The 19,552-nt window shown below is 35.6% G+C and carries 14 protein-coding genes; all 14 read right to left on the bottom strand.

From position 1 onward, the window contains the following. Nucleotides 1-364: 364 nt before the first annotated feature. Complete coding sequence (locus G634_RS0104650) at nt 365-2,143, bottom strand: glycoside hydrolase family 13 protein (RefSeq protein WP_026504312.1); 1,779 nt, start codon at nt 2,141-2,143, stop codon at nt 365-367. A gap of 160 nt (nt 2,144-2,303) precedes the next feature. Beyond that, a complete protein-coding gene (locus G634_RS0104645) occupies nt 2,304-4,268 on the bottom strand; it encodes a heavy metal translocating P-type ATPase (protein WP_026504311.1) in 1,965 nt (654 codons plus the stop codon). Nucleotides 4,269-4,343: 75 nt separating this feature from the next. Beyond that, on the bottom strand, nt 4,344-4,559 hold the full coding sequence (locus tag G634_RS0104640; RefSeq protein ID WP_026504310.1) for a cation transporter: 216 nt from the start codon (nt 4,557-4,559) through the stop codon (nt 4,344-4,346). A 36-nt stretch (nt 4,560-4,595) separates the two neighbouring features. Beyond that, nucleotides 4,596-4,958 (bottom strand): ArsR/SmtB family transcription factor, encoded by a 363-nt coding sequence (locus G634_RS0104635; protein WP_026504309.1) that lies wholly within the window; start codon nt 4,956-4,958, stop codon nt 4,596-4,598. A 147-nt stretch (nt 4,959-5,105) separates the two neighbouring features. After that, nucleotides 5,106-8,192 (bottom strand): sensor domain-containing diguanylate cyclase, encoded by a 3,087-nt coding sequence (locus G634_RS0104630; protein ID WP_026504308.1) that lies wholly within the window; start codon nt 8,190-8,192, stop codon nt 5,106-5,108. A gap of 460 nt (nt 8,193-8,652) precedes the next feature. Continuing rightward, nucleotides 8,653-9,585, bottom strand: a complete 933-nt coding sequence (cysK, locus tag G634_RS0104625) for a cysteine synthase A (RefSeq protein WP_026504307.1) — start codon at nt 9,583-9,585, stop codon at nt 8,653-8,655. 50 nt (nt 9,586-9,635) lie between these two features. After that, complete coding sequence (locus G634_RS0104620; protein ID WP_026504306.1) at nt 9,636-10,916, bottom strand: O-acetylhomoserine aminocarboxypropyltransferase/cysteine synthase family protein; 1,281 nt, start codon at nt 10,914-10,916, stop codon at nt 9,636-9,638. Between the two features lie 898 nt (nt 10,917-11,814). Continuing rightward, a complete protein-coding gene (locus G634_RS0104615; RefSeq protein WP_026504305.1) occupies nt 11,815-12,468 on the bottom strand; it encodes an eIF2A-related protein in 654 nt (217 codons plus the stop codon). Nucleotides 12,469-12,564: 96 nt separating this feature from the next. Then, nucleotides 12,565-13,668: a GGDEF domain-containing protein gene (locus G634_RS0104610; RefSeq protein WP_026504304.1), complete on the bottom strand. Its 1,104-nt coding sequence runs from the start codon at nt 13,666-13,668 to the stop codon at nt 12,565-12,567. 185 nt (nt 13,669-13,853) lie between these two features. After that, a complete protein-coding gene (locus G634_RS0104605) occupies nt 13,854-14,756 on the bottom strand; it encodes an FKBP-type peptidyl-prolyl cis-trans isomerase (RefSeq protein WP_026504303.1) in 903 nt (300 codons plus the stop codon). Between the two features lie 190 nt (nt 14,757-14,946). Continuing rightward, on the bottom strand, nt 14,947-15,369 hold the full coding sequence (atpC, locus tag G634_RS0104600) for an ATP synthase F1 subunit epsilon (RefSeq protein ID WP_026504302.1): 423 nt from the start codon (nt 15,367-15,369) through the stop codon (nt 14,947-14,949). 47 nt (nt 15,370-15,416) lie between these two features. After that, nucleotides 15,417-16,802, bottom strand: a complete 1,386-nt coding sequence (gene atpD / locus G634_RS0104595; protein WP_026504301.1) for a F0F1 ATP synthase subunit beta — start codon at nt 16,800-16,802, stop codon at nt 15,417-15,419. Next, nucleotides 16,799-17,743 (bottom strand): ATP synthase F1 subunit gamma, encoded by a 945-nt coding sequence (gene atpG / locus G634_RS0104590; RefSeq protein WP_026504300.1) that lies wholly within the window; start codon nt 17,741-17,743, stop codon nt 16,799-16,801. Before atpG ends, atpD begins: the two co-directional genes overlap by 4 nt. 14 nt (nt 17,744-17,757) lie before the next feature. Then, nucleotides 17,758-19,539, bottom strand: a complete 1,782-nt coding sequence (atpA, locus tag G634_RS0104585) for a F0F1 ATP synthase subunit alpha (RefSeq protein WP_081676481.1) — start codon at nt 19,537-19,539, stop codon at nt 17,758-17,760. Nucleotides 19,540-19,552 lie beyond the last annotated feature (13 nt).

The raw sequence follows: 19,552 nt of genomic DNA, 5'->3' as shown, positions 1-19,552 counted from the left end.
TGTTCAGGCTCTTATAGATGAAGGATTCAATCCTGAGATTGTCAAATCTGCAAAAGATGTTTTAGACGATATCACCTGAATAATCCAAGAAGATTTTTTAAGAATCATAGTAGTATCTTAACAATGATTATATTCTTCTATGAACGCATATAAAGTTAAGCCTGTGTAATACGTTACATAAACGTTTTCACAGGCTTTTATAGTTACGTAATTCCTAGCTATCTATAGGTTATTGTTCTAACCAGCAAATAATGATAATATAAATTATAATCATTGTAAGACAATGTACTAAAAAACAAATATGAATAAAAAAGGTTTTGCTACGAGAAATACTATATTCCTATGTAGCAAAACCTTTTTATTATTATAATTCTTTTTTCTCTACGATTAGTATTCCATTTGCTTCAAGGCTTCCGATGCCTTCTCTTTCCTGATTCCATTTTCGAGAATATACAATTCTTGATACGTTAGATAGTTTTATATCAACGCTTTCTTCTTCACAATTAAGATATACCTGGATGCTTTCTTTTTCTCCAATTTTCAAATATGATATAACTCTATTATTTGGTACATCATTTGGGAAGTGAAAGTTTCTACTCTTACAAGACTGAAGTGTCTTCCTCATTTTTATGAGTTTTTTCATCTCAGAAATCTCTTCATCTTTCTGATTAGAATCGATTTCATCCCAAGGCATACAACGTCTACAATCAGGATCAAAAGAGCCCTCCATGGCAACTTCTGTGCCATAGTATATACATGGACTTCCAGGCATTGTGAATAGCACTGCAAGCTGCTGATAAAATACGTCAATATTATGTCCCGCCTTATCAAGGAGTCTATTCGTATCATGTGAATCCAATAGGTTGAACAATACATCATTTACCTGAGAAAAATACATGGTAAAACATCTATTAATATCGTATTCAAAAGTTTCTCTTCCTCGGTTTTTATATATCCAAAAATCAGCAATTGCAGTTGACAGTGGATAATTCATTACAGAATCATACTCATCTCCCTGCAGCCAGGAAATAGAGTCATGCCAGATTTCTCCTAATAGATAAAAATCCTGTTTCATATGACTAGTCATATATCTAACCGCCTTTAAAAAGGAATGTGATACTTCATTTCCTACGTCAAATCTTAGTCCATCAATATCAAATGATTCTATCCAGAACCTTATAATATCAAGAAGATATTCCTGAACCTGTGGATTATTTGTATTCAGCTTTGGCATATATTCTGCAAAGGCAAAAGAGTAAAACCTTCCATCTCTTGTATCTCTTCCCTGTTCAATCGGCCATTTATTAATCATATACCAGTTGGCATACTCTGAATCTTTTCCCTTTTCCATAACATCCTGCCACATCGGATGATCCGATCCTGTATGATTGAACACTGCATCCAGCATTACTTTTATACCTGCTTCATGTGCTTCTTGCACAAGAAGTTTAAGGTCATTATTTGTTCCAAAATGAGGATCAACCTTCTTATAATCTCTTGTATTATACTTATGATTACTATGTGCTTCGAACACAGGATTTAGGTATACTCCGGTTATTCCCAAGTCTTTCAAATATGGTATTTTATCTCTGATACCTTTAAGATCACCGCCGTAATAGTCGCTCATTCCGACTTCTCCAGACTGCCATTCCAAAACGCCTTCCGGATCAAGCGACTTATCTCCATTACAAAATCTCTCTGGAAAAATCTGATACCAGACAGTATCATTTACCCAAGATGGTGTTCTGCATACATCCGCAGGGTTCATCCAAGGCATGATGAAATAGGAAAGCGTTTTTCCATCCTGATTCATCTCATCTTCTGTATAAAAACCATCTTCGAACATATAAATACATTCATTTTCTGAGTGAAGTTCAAAATAATATTTGCATCTTTTATATTCTGGTCTAAGTGTTGTAGTCCACCAAATGTGATTTTTTAATTTCTTTTTAAAATAGATTTCTTCTTTTATTCCGCTCCAATGCTCGTTTCCACCCATAATACCGGCACCATATGGATCACCATAAATAATGTACACTTTATCAATATCATAACCTGTTTTAATATTGATAATAAGCTGATTTTCATCAAGACAGTAGCAGTATTGTTCTGACATTCTATGGTATATAGCACTTAAATTCATAAACACCTCTCTTAGGAAAACGTTTTCCGTGACATTATTACTATACCCCACTTACAAAATAAAAACAAGCCTTGTTTTAAGATATTGATTTGATTTAATTTCAAATCCTTAAAACATGGCTTGTTCTGTATATGTCACATCGTCTTTTAGTAATAACTATTCAATAAGTATTTTTAGAGAAATCTTCTTTTACACTAAGTGCTCTCATAGAGTTAAGAATACATATTACACTTACTCCAACATCACCAAAAACTGCTGCCCACATAGATGCAAGACCTACTGCTGACAGAATAAGTATGAGCACTTTAACTGCAATCGCAAAAATAACATTCGCTCTAACTATCTTCATAGTCTTTCGTGCAATCTTCAATATCGTCGGTATCTTCCTGATATCATCATCCATCAGTACGATGTCAGCTGCTTCAACTGCTGCATCCGATCCCATAGCTCCCATTGCTATTCCAACATCTGCAATTGCCAGAACCGGAGCATCGTTAATTCCATCTCCCACAAATGCAATCATGTTATTATCTGAAGAATGCTTTTTCTTATTCAGAAATTCTTCCACAATTCCAGCCTTATCTGCCGGAAGAAGATTACTTCTAACTTCGTCAATTCCCAATTTAGAAGATACATCAATAGCGGTTTCTTCTCTATCACCTGTCAACATCACTGTCTTGGTAATTCCAGTTCTCTTCATCGAACTAATTGCATCCTTAGCCCCATCTTTGACTGAATCTGCGATTACTATACATCCGGCATAGACACTGTCATATGCTACATAAACAATAGTTCCAACTGTATTGTTTTCTTTAAAAGAAATGTTTTCTTTTTTCAGAAGCTTTGCATTTCCTACTAGAAGTTTTTTCCCATCAAGAATTGTTTCAACACCAAAACCTGCAATTTCTTTTGTATCTGCCGGATTTATTTTCTCCATATTAAGAGATTTTTCATTCTCATGGTTTTCTTTTGTACTGTCAGAATCATCATTCTTATAAGCATTAATTATTGACTGTGCTATAGGATGATTGGAATTGAATTCACCGTATGCTGCAAGTTCAAGTACTTTTTCTTCTTCAAAACCATTGTCAGTAATAATACTCTGAACCTTGAATTCACCTTTAGTAAGTGTTCCTGTTTTATCCATCACAATAGTATCAACTCTAGAAGCAGCTTCCAGGAAATTTGAACCTTTGACAAGAACGCCTATTTTAGAAGCAGCACCTATTCCACCAAAAAATCCCAGTGGAACAGATATTACCAAAGCACACGGACATGACACGATAAGAAAGTTACATGCTCTTCTTATGCCATCAGCTATTCCTAATCCAAAGAATAAAGGAAGCATAACAGCCAGTATTACTGCACCTATTGTAACAACCGGTGTGTAGTATTTAGCAAATCGTGTGATGAAGTTTTCAAGTCTTGCCTTTTTGGATGTTGCATTTTCTACAAGATCCAAAATTTTAGCAACTGTTGAATCTTCATACTCTTTTGTAACATTTATTCGAAGTGTTCCCTCTCCGTTAACACATCCAGAGATTACTTCGTCACCAACGCAGATTCGTCTTGGAACTGATTCTCCGGTTAAAGCCGCAGTATCGAGAAATGAGACTCCCTCTATAACCTTACCATCAAGCGGAACTTTTTCGCCTGCTCTGATTACGATTATATCTCCGATATGAACATCATCAGGATCTACTTGTTCAACCTCTCCATCCTGTTCGAGGTTTGCATACTCAGGAGCAATGTTCATCATATCTGTAATTGACTGTCTAGATTTTCCAACTGCATAATCCTGAAAAGCTTCACCAATCTGATAAAACAGCATGACTGCAAGTGCTTCCTCATACTGATTATCTCCTAATAATCCAAGACCAAATGCAGCGAACGTAGCAATCATCATGAGAAAGTTTTCATCAAAAATCTGTCCGTGGCTTATATTCTTGGCAGCTCTGACAATTACGTCATAACCCACTATGATATATGGTACGAAATAGATTGCAAATAAAACAAATCCATTTATTCCTTCCAGTGTTCCTGCCTTTTCCAGAATCAATAATAATATGAATAAAACTAAAGATATTACTATTCGACTAATCCTTTTTCTCTGTTTCCTGTTCATAGTATTGCTCCCTTGCCTTACCCGAAGTAAAAATGTTACTGTCTTCGTATTTCCTTGCTACAGTAACGAAAAAAATTAAACCTCAACCTCAAAGTCTGCTTCTACATGCTTTCCAGCTTTGATTGCTCTTTGAAGTGTATCTTCATAGCCTTCCTCATCTGCAACAAGTGTAAACTTCTGAGTCATGAAGTTTACCTGACAATCTGCTACACCTTCGACCTTTTTGATGGCCTCCTCAACCTTTGCAGCACATGCAGCACAATCAATTTCACACTTAAATTTCTTTTTCATAATTCTATTCTCCTTTTATTTAAAAATATTTGTTAACTACTTTTCTTCAATATGCTCAAGTCCCATCGATATAATGGTTTTGACATGATCATCCGCCAAATAATATATAATCTGTTTACCTTCTCTTCTAAAATTCACCAATTTTGAAAGCTTTAAGAGCTTTAACTGATGAGAAATCGCTGACTGTGTCATATTAAGAGCTTCTGCTAAATCACAAACACAGCTTTCTGATTCAAGAAGTGCAAATAAGATTCTAATCCTTGTTGAATCTCCGAAAACTTTAAAAAGCTCTGCCAAATCATATAATTCATCTTCATCTGGGAGCTTGGATATAACGCTCTGAACCTTATCTGCATGTACTATATTGTCCTCGCAGTGTTCCACATCTGTAATAGCCATAAGAAACCTCCTTGTTTATTTGTAATAACTAAGTCTTTTTAAAAACATATGAACATTTATTCATATGTTAATATAAATATAAGCGTACTGACCTTATTTGTCAATACGCTTTTTGTTTTTTGTTTAATTACTTTTTTGTTTGAACGGTTACACCGCTTGATCTTTTAGCTGTTTCTTATTGATATACATTTTTTTATCAGCTCTATTAAAAACTGATGCAGTGCTTCTATCGCCTTCATATCTAGCCATACCTGATGCGACTATGACCTTTCCCTCTTTTTTATTTTTAATAATAAGTTTGCGGAAATTGTCCATTATGTTCTCAAGATTATTATAATCATGTCCTTGGGCGATTGCTACAAACTCATCGCCACCTATTCGGTATACCGGGCTATGCGCAAAGTACTCACATATAACTTTACATCCTTCTTTTATATAATTATCTCCAGCCTGATGACCTAACGTATCATTTACTACCTTTAAATCATTTAAGTCAAAGACAATTATTGCAAATTCTACTACTTCCTTTCCTTCTATAAGGGTATTTATTTTGGCTTCTGCATCAATATACGCGTGTTTGTTTTTAACACCGGTCAAAGAATCAAAATTGGCAATTTTACTCATTTTTGCAATATTTTCATAGTACTCTTGATCTTTTTTCACCTGTGAATCAATGTCAACTACACCTACTATCAATCTAGGTATATCTTCTTCGATAATTGTTGCCTTTACGCATACATACTTTGGCTTTTTATCAATAACAATGCGCAAATTCAAAGTAAATATACCATTTTGTTCAATTGAATGTAGTATATTTTCTTTACTAAACATGATAAGGAAATGATCCACATCATCTAAATATACCAATTTCAAACCTTTTTTTCTCATTTTTTCAAAAAAGCCAATTCCGTCATTTCCCATTCCGATTTCTTCAAAGTTGTCATCAAGTATGTATCTTATATAATGGTCATTTGCTAAATCAACTGCAAATATAGTTATGAAATCACCGGTTAGTGCAGTAACTCTTGAATATGCCATTCGCTCTTTTTTTACTTTTTCAAGTTCTTCTTTTCTTCTTAGTTCAATGTCATTATCTATATATTCAAGAATAACAACTGATAATGCCACAACTTTAGTTTCTGTATTTGTAGCTATTTTCCTTACAAAAAGCTTTATAATATCATTCTTAAACCCTCTAATCTCAGTTATTATAGGCTTACCATATAGTTCACATTCCTTAATAATGTTGAAAAAGATATTATCAGTTGCGTTTTTGGATATTTTTTCCTCTTTAGCCAAATAATCAGGATAATAACGATTCATAAACTGCTTATACGACTTATTCCCTTTAACATGTCTTATGCTGTTACCACAGACTTCAACAATAAACATTGGCATGGTGTCAAAGTAATTTCGAAGGCTTACATTTTCATAATCCATATTCATTGATATATCGTACATATTTACGCTTGCAAGTTTTGAGTAGTACTCGGCTTCACTTGGATTTTCGAAATCTATGTTTACTTCTTTTTCATATCTTTTTCCACATTCTCCAAAAGGAATTGCTTTACTGTAATAGAATCCCTGAAGTCTGGTGCATCCAATTTCACTTAAAAAATCTACTGTTTTTTCATTTTCAACGCCTTCAGCAACAGTTTCGCTTCCAAGCCCTTTTGCCATTCGTACTAATTCTGTAATAATAATTTTACTATCTTCGTTATTATAAATTTGATCAACGAATGATTTATCAAATTTAATCACATCGAAATGAATTTTTTGCAATAAATAAAAAGTAGAGTAACCGCTTCCAAAATCATCCAGCCATACGAAAAATCCCAATTCTCTAAATCTATTAATTTGCACCTTCATAAAATCGGTATTATTCAAAATGACACTTTCAGTAAGTTCAATTACAATACTGCTTCTATTAACTCCTGCATCATCTACTCTTTTCCTTATTTCTTCTACTATATCGCAGGAATAAAAATCCGTACGTGACAGATTTACAGAATTAGGCACTATAAATATACCTTGTTCCATCTGCTTTTTTATTTTGGCAACAACCTGATCCACTACATATAAATCCATAAGATATGCAATTTTTGCATCTTCCAATATTGGTATAAAGTCATTAGGTGACATTTCTCCTTTTACAGGATCTTCCCACCTTACAAGTGCTTCCTCGTTACAAACTTTTCCATTAGATGCTCTTACTATTGGCTGATAATAAACTTTTATCCAATTATCATTCAAAGCTTTATATATATTTTCAAAAATGTATCGCCTGTTTTCAAATTTTTTCAACATGCCTTCATCAAAATGCTTGATTTTAGACTCAAAAATCACTCCACAATTGTCACAGGCAATTTTTGCTCTATCTGTTGCAATGGCAGGGCCAACTACTGCGAATTTTGAATTATACACACCAATTCTGACTGGAAGAGTTTTACCATCATTAATGCTTTTTAGTTCTTTTATGAATACCGTGAGTATATCATCTATTTTTTCTTTATCTGTATAAACAGCAAAGTGATCAGCTGTTACTCTGCAGCAATTATAATTTCCGAAAAACCTGACTAATAATTTCGCCACTTTCTGGATAAGGATATCTCCCTCAGAATATCCAAAACGCTGGTTGTATGCCTGCATGCCTGATAAATCCATAAACAGCATGGACATTTTCTTACCTTCACTGTATGCTGTTTTTTTTGCTTCTTCTGCCAATTCAAAGAAATAATTCATATCAGGAAGACCTGTTAAATAATCATAGCTAATTGTTTTTTCTTTGTCATTTGCTAAAAAAGAACTATCTAAAAGAATATTTCCAAACAATTTACTTTCCTGTGAATCATCTATTATTCCTTCATTAATGTAATTTATTACTGCAAGTCTTACACCATTATCTTTATATATATGTCTTCCTATCGCATGTAACATCATATAATCATTGCCTTTTTTCGAGCGATATAAAATATTATAATCTCCTCCTTCGGTGGCAAAGCGTACTGCAGCATCTGCTACTTTGGCAACATCCTCCGGATGAACATCTCTGTACATATCATTGTCCATAACATAATATGCTTCTTCAAATGTCTTCATTCCTATTAAAGTCCTAAAGCCATCTGATAAAGCTATTGTTACAACCCGCTTATTAATAAACTGATATATAGCAATTGGGATAACACTACTTTCTATTAACTTTAATTCTTCTTTAGTATATTTGTATTTTTGCATTTTAAGTGCCTCATTATATTTTTAATTATTTAGAAAACTAATCTAAGTTAAATGCAATTTCATATATATACTCGTTTATTATCAACTAAAAGCGTATCCGCAACAAAATATCGAAAAACATATCGGTGTTTTTTTAAGCAAGAATCCATAGTTTTTTGTCACTACGTTCCAAAAACCACGCAAACTGGCCATTTAAAAAGGCTTCGCCTTGGACCAGTTTGCCACTTGACTTTTGTTCTCACGAAACTCGCAGTAAATGCGAGTTTCTGAATATAAGTGACAAGAAGTCATAGATTTTTGTTTTCATCAGGAAAATCAAGAACCTATGTATTATATCGGTGTTTTTTATAATTATTTAATAAAATCATCTTACTTTAAAAACAAAAAGCATATTTTCGTTTTTTACGAAAACATGCTTTTTGTTTTTTCTATTAACTAAATGTTTTTGAACCGAGTACTATTATTCTGTGAACAATGCTGTTGAATAGTATCTATCTCCGCTATCAGGAAGAAGAGCTACTATCGTCTTTCCTTCATTTTCAGGTTTCTTAGCATAATCAATTGCTGCATAAAGAGCTGCTCCGGAAGAAATTCCTACAGAAATTCCTTCTTTTTTTGCAAGTAGCTTTGCCGTTGCAAATGCATCATTTCCTTCTGCAAGGAAAATCTCATCATAAATTTCTGTGTTCAAAAGAGACGGTACAAAGTTTGCTCCAATACCCTGAATTTTGTGTGGTCCTGCCTGTCCGCCTGACAGAAGTGGTGAATCCTTTGGCTCTAATGCTACAATCTTAACATCTTGCTTCTTAGATTTAAGATATTCACCAACACCTGTAACTGTTCCGCCCGATCCTACTCCTGCGATGAATATATCTACTTCTCCATCTGTATCATCCCAGATTTCTGGTCCTGTAGTCTCTCTATGAGCCTTTGCATTTGCAGGATTATCGAACTGACTTGGAATAAAGCTTCCTGGAATTTCTTTAGCAAGTTCATTTGCTTTATCTATTGCTCCCTGCATGCCTTTTGAACCTTCTGTAAGCACTATCTCTGCTCCATATGCTTTGAGAATATTTCTACGTTCAACTGACATTGTCTCTGGCATTGTCAAAATTGTCTTATAGCCCTTAGCTGCTGCGATTGCAGCAAGTCCAATACCTGTGTTACCTGATGTTGGCTCTATGATAGTAGATCCTTCTTTTAAAATACCTTTCTCTTCTGCATCTTCAATCATGAATTTTGCAGCTCTATCTTTAACTGATCCAGCAGGATTAAGATACTCAAGCTTCACAAGGACTCTTGCTTTTAATCCAAGCTCTTTTTCAATATTCTTAACCTCTACAAGAGGTGTATTACCAATAAGCTGACTTGCACTTGTATAAATTTTAGACATGTATATATTCTCCTTCTCATAAAAATATTTAACATCATTATAAACTTTTTTTAGATAGCTGCGAAGCCTTTTTCCAAGTCTTCAATTATATCATCGATATGCTCTGTACCAATTGAGAGTCTTATTGTACTCTGTGTTATTCCCTGATCAAGTAGTTCTTCTTCTGTAAGCTGAGAATGTGTTGTAGTCGCCGGATGAATTACAAGGCTCTTAACATCAGCTACGTTAGCAAGAATAGAAAAAATTTCAAGGCTATCAATAAATTTAAACGCTGCCTCTTTCCCTCCCTTGATTTCAAATGTAAAAATACTTCCTCCATCTTTTTGGAAATACTTTTTGTAAAGTTCATGATCTGGATGATCTTCAAGTAAAGGATGATTAACTTTTGCAACCTTTGGATGATTTTTCAAAAACTCTACAACTTTTCTAGTATTCTCCGCATGTCTGTCAAGTCGAAGTGAAAGTGTTTCAATTCCCTGTAAAAGTAAAAATGCATTAAATGGAGAAATTGTTGCACCTGTATCTCGAAGGAGAATTGCTCTTATATATGTTACAAACGCAGCCGGAGAAGTTGCATCTGCAAATGAAATTCCATGATAGCTTGGGTTTGGATCTGCTATATTCGGGAATTTTCCACTCTTTTTCCAGTCATATTTTCCAGATTCAATTATAACTCCGCCAAGTGTAGTTCCGTGTCCACCAAAGAACTTTGTAGCTGAATGTACTACTATATCTGCGCCATGTTCAATAGGTCTTACCCAATATGCCGCTCCAAAAGTGTTATCTACGACAAGTGGAAGTCCATGTCTATGTGCAATTTCAGAAAGTGCATCTATATCAGGAATATCACTATTGGGATTTCCTAATGTTTCAATGTAGATTGCCTTGGTATCTTCTTTTATTGAATCCTCAACTTCTTTTAAATTGTGAGCATCGACAAAGGTTGCTGTAATTCCGTATTGTGGAAGTGTATGTGCCAAGAGGTTATAGCTTCCACCGTATATTGTCTTTTGTGCAACAAAATGTCCGCCATTTGCTGCAAGTGCTTCCAGTGTATATGTAATAGCTGCTGCACCGGATGCAACTGCAAGTGCTGCTGTACCACCTTCAAGTGCTGCAACTCTTTTCTCTAAAACATCCTGAGTTGAATTTGTTAGTCTTCCATAAATATTTCCTGCATCAGCAAGTCCGAATCTATCTGCGGCATGTTGTGAATTTCTAAATACATAGCTTGTTGTCTGGTAAATTGGTACTGCTCTAGCATCAGATGCTGGATCTGGATTTTCCTGTCCTACATGAAGTGCCAATGTTTCAAATCTGTATTTTCCCATATCTTTTTTCTCCCTTGAAATAGTTATTTTTATTTTTTATAGCCAATCTTTTAACAGTTGGGCTTTAACATTTTCTCAATCCAGCAACAGATACACATTCGATTCTTTCTTACATGATGTTGTGATAGTTCCATACACATTACCTACCTTTCTGCTATGTTTTATGCGTTGAAATAATAATACTATTATTTTCCTACCAAATCAATAGGTTTTGAAATAGGTAATACTTATCGCTAGTTATCAATATAATTTATAACTGATAATATATTCATATCGTACTTTGGCGGAATGTTTATGAGAAAGTTTCAATTATCTTTAGATTGATGAAAATAGCTATCTCTGAAAGAATTTGTAAGATTTAGAATCACTATTTTCATGTTTAGAAGTAAAAAATGGATGAATACGATTAATTAGAATGAATTTAAAAAAACAAAAATATATGACTTCTTGCTGAGATTTAGGATAATCATCAGCAAGAATCCTGCTTCGCAGGACAAAATTTGTCTTATCGACAAATTTTGGTCTGGTACGGTTTTGGGTTTTCCTGATGAAAACCAAAACCTATGGCTTCTTGCTGAGATTTAGGATAATCATCAGCAAGAATCCTGCTTCGCAGGACAAAATTTGTCTTAACGACGAATTTTGGTCTGGTACGGTTATTGTTTTTCCTGATGAAAACAATAACCTATAGATTATTGTTTTAAATACTTAGTAGATTAGTTTTACTGGCTTGTAATATTTCATGAGCAGAACTGTTTATAAACGTTGGTACTTATGCGCTGTTTTTTTGCGCATTACGTATTACTACGTTTATAATCAAGCGAAAGCGTGTCTGCGACGAAATATACAGACAGTAAAACGGACTATATAAAAACAATAATCTATAATTTATTGTTCCTTATTCCTCAACCTTGTTCCACTGTCCATTTTCATAATAAATAGTGGAATTATTCTGCTCTCTGACTTCTCCGCCATTCTTTTCCAAAGTATAAATGTCAAAGGCATTTATTGTTTTCCCTGACACTGTAGTTGTAGTAAGTGTAGTGTTAACAACATCGTCTGGAAACATTTCAAACTCAGAAGGAGAATAAAGTGTCGTTACGTTATTACCTTCTACCTTATAGACATAGATAAGAGAATACTCTCCGGCTGTATTATTGAAATTGCCATAGATTAAATATTCATCTTCTCCATCATTATCTATATCTAACATAGAACTTTTTTCAACTCGAAAAGATAGCTTTGTATCAATAATTTTTTCTGTTTTATCTGTAAATAAAAATGTTACAGTGGTTGCCACTGATCCATCAAAATCTGTCTGATCGTTATTCCATGAAACGTCTGCAACTTTTGATACTTCTGAAGAATCATTATTCGAAGAAGTTGCATTTTGAGAATTGCTGTCATTGCCTGATGATGTATTCTTATTATAAGAATCTTCAATGGCTTCATCGTTCTCTTTATCATAGTTATCAATACTATCAAGATTAAAGCTACTACATCCTGACAGAATCATCCCGGCACATAAAAATACTAATACTCTTTTTTTCATACTCTCCTCCCATCTAAATCATAATTATTCTGACAACAAATTTTGTCCTGCAAAGCAGGATTCTTGCTGATGATTATCCTAAATCTCATCAAGAAGTCATAAATTCATTTTCATTTTACGTTTATTATCATACATAAGTTTGTCTGCTCTTGCAAATACATCAGCAACTGTCTCATTAGCTTCTTTATCAGCTATTCCATATGCAAAGTCTAATGGAAAATCTCCATATTTTTCATCACATTGTCCCTTTGATAAAACTTTTAAAATTGCTGCATGTATTTCTGATCCTTTATGAGTCGATACAAGGCAAAACTCATCGCCTCCAACTCTATACAATGATCCATACTTTTCAAGACTAGACGCTAATGTCTGTGCTGTTGCATTTAAATATTTATCTCCTGTTGCATGTCCCATCTCGTCATTATACTTTTTTAAATTATTTAAATCTATCATCAAAATGGATTTGAAATTGTTCTTGGCATGAGACATATATTTCTCAAACGCATTTCTATTCGGCAGATTTGTAATCACATCCAGCTTATTATACAGTTCTGAAAGTGTTATATACATAAGCAGATATACTATTCCAAGACATTCCCATTCTGTCATCAAATCATAATTTATAAGTGTCGCCAATGTACCTAAAAGCATTATTGTGCATGCAAATATAACCAAAAAATAATCTTCATAATCAAAAGATTTTACCAGATAAATATCTGTAAGAAGCGTCAAATACACAATAAGTCCTAGAAGATGAACAAAAATGCCTCCTGGAACATTATACATAATAAGTTCTTCGTGATAAAAAGAAACTGGATAAAAAATGTTAACTATATCAGCTACAAATATTATTGTTATACAAACAATACAAAAATAGTATTTAAAACTTGTCCTGTTATGCCCATACAAAAACAGCAATGTACTAAGAATAATTGGAATCATGCAGTACATTATACTTGTAAGCGCATTAACTATAAAGTCACTTTTGGGTGTAACTTCTAACCAGTTATATAGATTAACACACAAAAAATCCAAAAAGAATATAACTCCCATTGCAATTCCTGAAGTTACAACCCCTCTTTTTACCATTCCATGGATATTCTTATTATGTAAAGCTAAAACAATAACGTAGAAAATTATAACAAAACCTACTATATCAGCAAATCCAATTTCCATATTAACCCCATAAACTTCTGCCATTTCTCGTTTTTTAGTTATCTCCTTTGAAAAAGCTGTTACACTTTTGCAACGCCTATTTCTATTATTATTTCGGATTAATTTGCTAAATCGGAAAGTTTAGCTTTAGACTTTTTTAATTATCCATACAAATACAAATGACACCAAAAAAGCTTTTTTGGTCACAGCTTTTTTGGTGTCACATATAATTATTCTTTAATTTCTACAAGTTCAATAGCAAAATTAAGTTCTTTTCCTGCCATCTCATGATTAGCATCGAAAGTAATAGTCTTGTCAGTTTTCTCTACTACTGTAACAGGTACCGGTTGTCCATACATATTCTGAAGTACAACTTTTTCGCCAGCATTTAATTCCTCAGAACCAGGAAGTTGTGAAAGCTCAAGTGTAAAAACTGCTTCAGGATCAACTTGACCATATGCTTCTTCAGGCATAAGATGAATTTCTTTCTTCTCGCCCACTTCCATATTTGCAACTGCCTCATCAAATCCGCGAATCATCATTCCTACACCACAGACAAATTCAAGAGGTTCTCCTCTGTCATATGATGAATCAAATACTGTTCCGTCATTGAATGTTCCTTTATAGTGTGTACGACATGTCTTACCTACATTTTTTCCTTCCATGATTGGCTCCATGTGACATCTGCCGCATCCACCACAGCTTCCAGCACATCCTTCTTCATTGTTACCACAGTTATCTTCTTCACCATGGTGTCCACAATGTCCTTCTCCATCATGATGTCCGCAACTATGTCCTTCTCCATGATGATCACAATTGATGCCTGTAGATTCAAGTTCACCTCTAAGGTATGTCTCTACAGCATCATCAGTGTTTCCTGATGCACCGGCAAAAACTTCAATTCCGTTTTCTGTTAACGCCTGCATAGCACCACCGCCAATACCACCGCAGATAAGCACATTAATATCTTTTCCAGCAAGAAGTCCTGCAAGTGCTCCATGTCCAGTACCATTAGAATTAATTACCTCAGATGATACTACTTGTCCATTTTCAACTTCATAAACTTTAAAACTCTCTGTATGTCCAAAATGCTGAAATACGTTTCCATTCTCATATGTTACTGCAATTTTCATTTTAATAATCTCCATTTATTTTTTTGACGCTAATTCATTTTATTCTACTATACAAGTGATACATATGTCAAAATCAAAAAATATGCCTTTTTCTTGCGAAAATCTCATCATTTAAGTCTCTTAGAATAATGCAAAAAAACAAGGATGTGATGATTTCTCACCGCATCCTTGTTTTTATACTGTTTATTATTTAGTGCAAATTAATCTTTGAGCCAGCTTTCAATCTTGAAAGTGCTCTAGCCATAGCTGCCTGCGACAGTCGATACTCTGCGATAGAATTCTTCTGACGCACTTTTTCTTTGGCTATTTCAAGAGCTTCCTGCGCACGTTTCAAATCAATATCCTCAGGTTTTTCTATTGTATCAGAAATTACTGTACAACGGTTATTAGCAACCTGAATTGAGCCATATCCACATACACATTCTATCCATGTGTCATCTGGCTTTTGTATCTTGATGATACCTGCATAAATTGCCACCCACATTTCTTCGTGGTTAGCCTGAATAGCACGTTCTCCATCAATACAAGGCAAGATAATACACTTGGCACGCCCATCATAAAATACACCATTTATGGAAATAACTCGTAATCCAAATGTATGTAAATCATTCATGGAAAATCTCCTTATCAGTTACTGCCTGCAAAAATAGCTAAAGAAAATTACAATTCTTTTGACTTTGCTATTACGTCTTCGATTGTACCTACGTTAAAGAAAGCAGCTTCTGGATAATCATCCATTTCGCCATTGACAATAGCTTCAAATCCCTTAAGTGTATCTTCAAGAGGAACGTATTTTCCAGGAATACCTGTAAACTGTTCTGCTACATGGAATGGCTGTGACAAGAATCTCTGAATCTTACGAGCACGATAAACAGTCTGTTTATCTTCATCACTAAGTTCTTCCATACCAAGAATAGCAATGATATCCTGAAGCTCTTTGTACTTCTGTAATGTCTGAATTACTTTCTGAGCTATATTGTAATGACGCTCACCTACTACATCTGCCTCAAGAATTCTACTAGAAGATTCAAGAGGATCAACAGCAGGATAAATACCCTGTTCAACGATCTTTCTTGAAAGAACTGTTGTAGCATCCAAGTGTGCAAAAGTTGTAGCAGGTGCAGGGTCTGTAAGGTCATCAGCAGGAACATAAACAGCCTGAACAGATGTTACTGAACCCTGCTGTGTAGAAGCTATTCTTTCCTGTAAAAGACCAAGATCTGTTGCAAGGGTCGGCTGATAACCTACCGCAGAAGGCATTCTTCCAAGAAGAGAAGAAACCTCTGATCCGGCCTGAATGAAACGGAAGATGTTGTCAATAAACAAAAGTACGTCCTGATGTTTAATATCACGGAAATACTCTGCCATTGTAAGACCTGTCTCAGCAACTCGCATACGAGCTCCTGGTGGTTCATTCATCTGTCCAAATACAAGGGCTGTTTTCTCCAAAACACCGGATTCTTTCATTTCACTCCAAAGGTCATTACCTTCACGTGAACGCTCTCCAACTCCTGTGAAAATTGAGTAGCCACCATGTTCTGTAGCTATGTTCTGAATAAGTTCCTGAATAAGAACTGTTTTTCCTACACCAGCACCGCCGAAAAGTCCGATTTTACCACCTTTTGAGTATGGTGCAAGAAGATCTATAACTTTAATTCCAGTTTCAAGAATTTCTACTACTGGACTCTGATCTGCAAGTGAAGGAGGATCTCTGTGGATGCTCCAATGCTCGTTATCTTCAAGGCTTTCTCCGCCATCGATTGTCTCGCCTGTTACATTGAACAGTCTACCAAGCGTCTTTTCTCCAACAGGAACGCTAATAGGGCTACCTGTTGGATGAGCAATCATTCCTTTGCATAGACCTTCTGAAGCTGCGAGCATAATACAACGAACTGTATTTTCGCCGATATGCTGTGCAACTTCCATCACACACTTTTTTCCATCGTTTTCGACTTCGAGTGCATCGCTGATTGGCGGGAGCTTACTATCTGTGAACTGTACGTCCACAACAGGCCCCATCACCTGAACTATATATCCGTCTTTCACATTGCACCTCTGTTTTCTTTCTGCTTTTTCATCGCCTCACGCGCCTGCTTCAAAGCTTTCGCTCCTGCTGCTATCTCAGTAATCTCCTGAGTTATCTTAGCCTGGCGCTGTCTGTTATATTGCATATTCAAATCATGAATCATTTCCTTGGCATTGTCATTAGCTGTATCCATCGCCATCATTCGGCTGTTCTGCTCTGAACAAAAGGCTTCAACCATAGCACCGTATACATATGCGCATGTTAATGAAGGAACTATGTTATCGAGCACTGCCTCAGGTGAAGGAAGCATCTGGAATTCCTCATTTTTAATGTTAATTCCGCTAAGTTTGCTAAGATCCATCGTTGTCTTGCCTCTGTCTATCGGCAAAAGTCTGTGGTATACCGTCTCGCTGACAATGCTGTTTTTCATGGATGTATAGATGATATTAATCTCATCTAATTCATCTGCCTTATAGGCATCTAGCAATATCGATGTAATCCACCTTGCACGGGACAAGGTCGGATTCTGCGCTGTATAGTGAAAATGTTCTGCAATAGGTATATCTCTATGTGCAAAATACTGACGTCCCATTTCACCGATAACGTAGAGTTTCCATTCCTTGCCGTCGTTTTTTATATGATCCTCAGCAAGTTTAAGTACATTGTGGTTATATGCACCTGCCAGACCTTTATCACCTGTAATTACCAGATATCCTCTTCTTAGGTCTTCAGACTTTTTATCCTGATCATGATCAAGAAAGATATCGTCTGAATCTGGTGGAAGGTGTCTTATAACTCTATCCATCATTGCCTGTGCGGAAAAGAAATATGGTTCGGTCTGCTCTAACTGCTTTCTGGCTTTACGCAACTTATTTGAGGAAATCATATACATGGCATTCGTGATTTTCATCGTATCATTTACGCTTTTGATTCGATCCTGAATTTCCTTAATTGTTGCCATGAACGCCTCTATCCTTAATCTTTTTTAGCTTCAACTTCTCTTTGAAGGAACATATCTACTGCATTTAGTATTTCATTCTTCAAATCATCAGATAAAGCCTTTGACTCATCAAGTTCTCTGATAATTGATCCCTGTTCTGCAGAGAACCAATCAAGCATCTTCTTTTGAACTTTTTTAACTTCCAAAACATCTATTTCATCGAGCTTTCCATTATTAGCTGCAACCAGTGTAATAACTTGCTCGTGCATCGAAAGCGGCTGTCCAAGAGGCTGCTTCAAAAGTTCCATAAGAACTTTACCATGACGAAGCTGTTTCTTTGTTGTTTCATCAAGATCTGATGCAAACTGTGTGAATACGGCCATTTCACGGTACTGAGCAAGGTCAATTCTGATTGAACCTGCCGCCTTCTTCATAGCCTTTGTCTGCGCTGCTGAACCTACTCGAGATACAGACAAACCTACGTTTACAGCAGGTTTCTGGCCTTCAGCAAACAAGTCAGACTCAAGGAAAATCTGTCCATCTGTAATGGATATAACGTTAGTAGGGATGTATGCTGATACATCACCTGCCTGTGTCTCTATGATAGGAAGTGCTGTCATAGAACCACCGCCAAGCTCCTTGGAAAGCTTACTAGAACGTTCCAAAAGTCTTGAGTGCAGATAGAATACGTCACCTGGATAAGCTTCACGTCCTGGAGATCTTTCCAAAAGAAGTGAAATAGCTCTATATGCTACTGCATGCTTTGACAAATCATCATAGATGATAAGAACATCTTTTCCGTTATGCATGAAGTACTCACCAATCGATGTTCCTGCATAAGGTGCAATATACTGAAGAGGTGCCGAATCTGATGCTGTGGATGACATGATAATAGTGTAATCCATTGCTCCGGCAGTCTGAAGTGTATTTATAATTCTGGCAATTGTGGAAGCCTTCTGACCTATTGCTACATAGATACAGATAACATCCTTACCTTTCTGGTTAAGAATTGTATCTGTTGCAATACTGGTCTTACCTGTCTGTCTATCACCAATGATAAGCTCTCTTTGTCCACGTCCAATTGGGAACATGGTATCAATTGAGAGAATTCCGGTCTCCATAGGTTGATTAACTGACTGACGTTCAACAATTCCAGGAGCAGGTCTTTCAACTGGATAGTATTCATTTGTAACAAGCGGACCTTTTCCATCTTCAGGCTCACCGAGCGCGTTAACTACACGTCCTATTAATCCATCGCCTACCGCGATACCTGCCTGTTTGTAAGTACGCTTAACTTTACTTGACTGTTCAATTCCTACGTCTGAACCGAAAAGAATAACACCGATATGGTCTGTTCTGATATCCTGTACCATACCCTTTGTGCCATCTTCAAAGATTACTATCTCACCATAGAAAGCCTGTTCAATTCCTACTACATGGGCAATTCCATCACCAACCCATGAAACAGTTCCTACTTCATTTCCTTCGGCTTTAAGTGAGAAGGTTTCTACCTCTCCCTTGAGCATGGAAATAACTTCGTGGGAATCTGTATGTGATTTCTTTTTATTTTTCTTTAATGTATCGCGAAGCTGTCTTGCTCTTCCTAGATCGCTCCAGTCATATTCATAATTGCCGCAACTAATTATGAAACCTCCGCCAATAGAGGAATCCTGCACAAGCTCAATCTGTAAATCCGTAAGCTTCTGTTTTTTCATCAGAATGTCGCGGATTTTATCGAGCTGTTCACCACTTGGCGGCGTCTGTGCATAACGTACAACAGCTTTCGCATTTTCATCAAAACGATTCGTTTCGCTCATACTAAAATGTTTT

It is taken from the genome of Butyrivibrio sp. NC3005 (assembly GCF_000424545.1).
Classification (GTDB): domain Bacteria; phylum Bacillota; class Clostridia; order Lachnospirales; family Lachnospiraceae; genus Butyrivibrio.
The sequence above is the reverse complement of the archived record's forward strand: the minus strand, read 5'-3'. Positions and strand labels throughout refer to the sequence as shown.

Coding starts and splice junctions, on each gene's coding strand:
- G634_RS0104650 (WP_026504312.1), bottom strand. CDS start 2,143: ATGAATTTAAGTGCTATATACCATAGAATGTCAGAACAATACTGCTAC.
- atpC (WP_026504302.1), bottom strand. CDS start 15,369: ATGAATGATTTACATACATTTGGATTACGAGTTATTTCCATAAATGGT.
- cysK (WP_026504307.1), bottom strand. CDS start 9,585: ATGTCTAAAATTTATACAAGTGCAAGTCAGCTTATTGGTAATACACCT.
- G634_RS0104635 (WP_026504309.1), bottom strand. CDS start 4,958: ATGGCTATTACAGATGTGGAACACTGCGAGGACAATATAGTACATGCA.
- atpA (WP_081676481.1), bottom strand. CDS start 19,539: ATGAGCGAAACGAATCGTTTTGATGAAAATGCGAAAGCTGTTGTACGT.
- G634_RS0104640 (WP_026504310.1), bottom strand. CDS start 4,559: ATGAAAAAGAAATTTAAGTGTGAAATTGATTGTGCTGCATGTGCTGCA.
- G634_RS0104630 (WP_026504308.1), bottom strand. CDS start 8,192: ATGCAAAAATACAAATATACTAAAGAAGAATTAAAGTTAATAGAAAGT.
- G634_RS0104615 (WP_026504305.1), bottom strand. CDS start 12,468: ATGAAAAAAAGAGTATTAGTATTTTTATGTGCCGGGATGATTCTGTCA.
- G634_RS0104620 (WP_026504306.1), bottom strand. CDS start 10,916: ATGGGAAAATACAGATTTGAAACATTGGCACTTCATGTAGGACAGGAA.
- G634_RS0104645 (WP_026504311.1), bottom strand. CDS start 4,268: ATGAACAGGAAACAGAGAAAAAGGATTAGTCGAATAGTAATATCTTTA.
- atpG (WP_026504300.1), bottom strand. CDS start 17,743: ATGGCAACAATTAAGGAAATTCAGGATCGAATCAAAAGCGTAAATGAT.
- G634_RS0104610 (WP_026504304.1), bottom strand. CDS start 13,668: ATGGCAGAAGTTTATGGGGTTAATATGGAAATTGGATTTGCTGATATA.
- G634_RS0104605 (WP_026504303.1), bottom strand. CDS start 14,756: ATGAAAATTGCAGTAACATATGAGAATGGAAACGTATTTCAGCATTTT.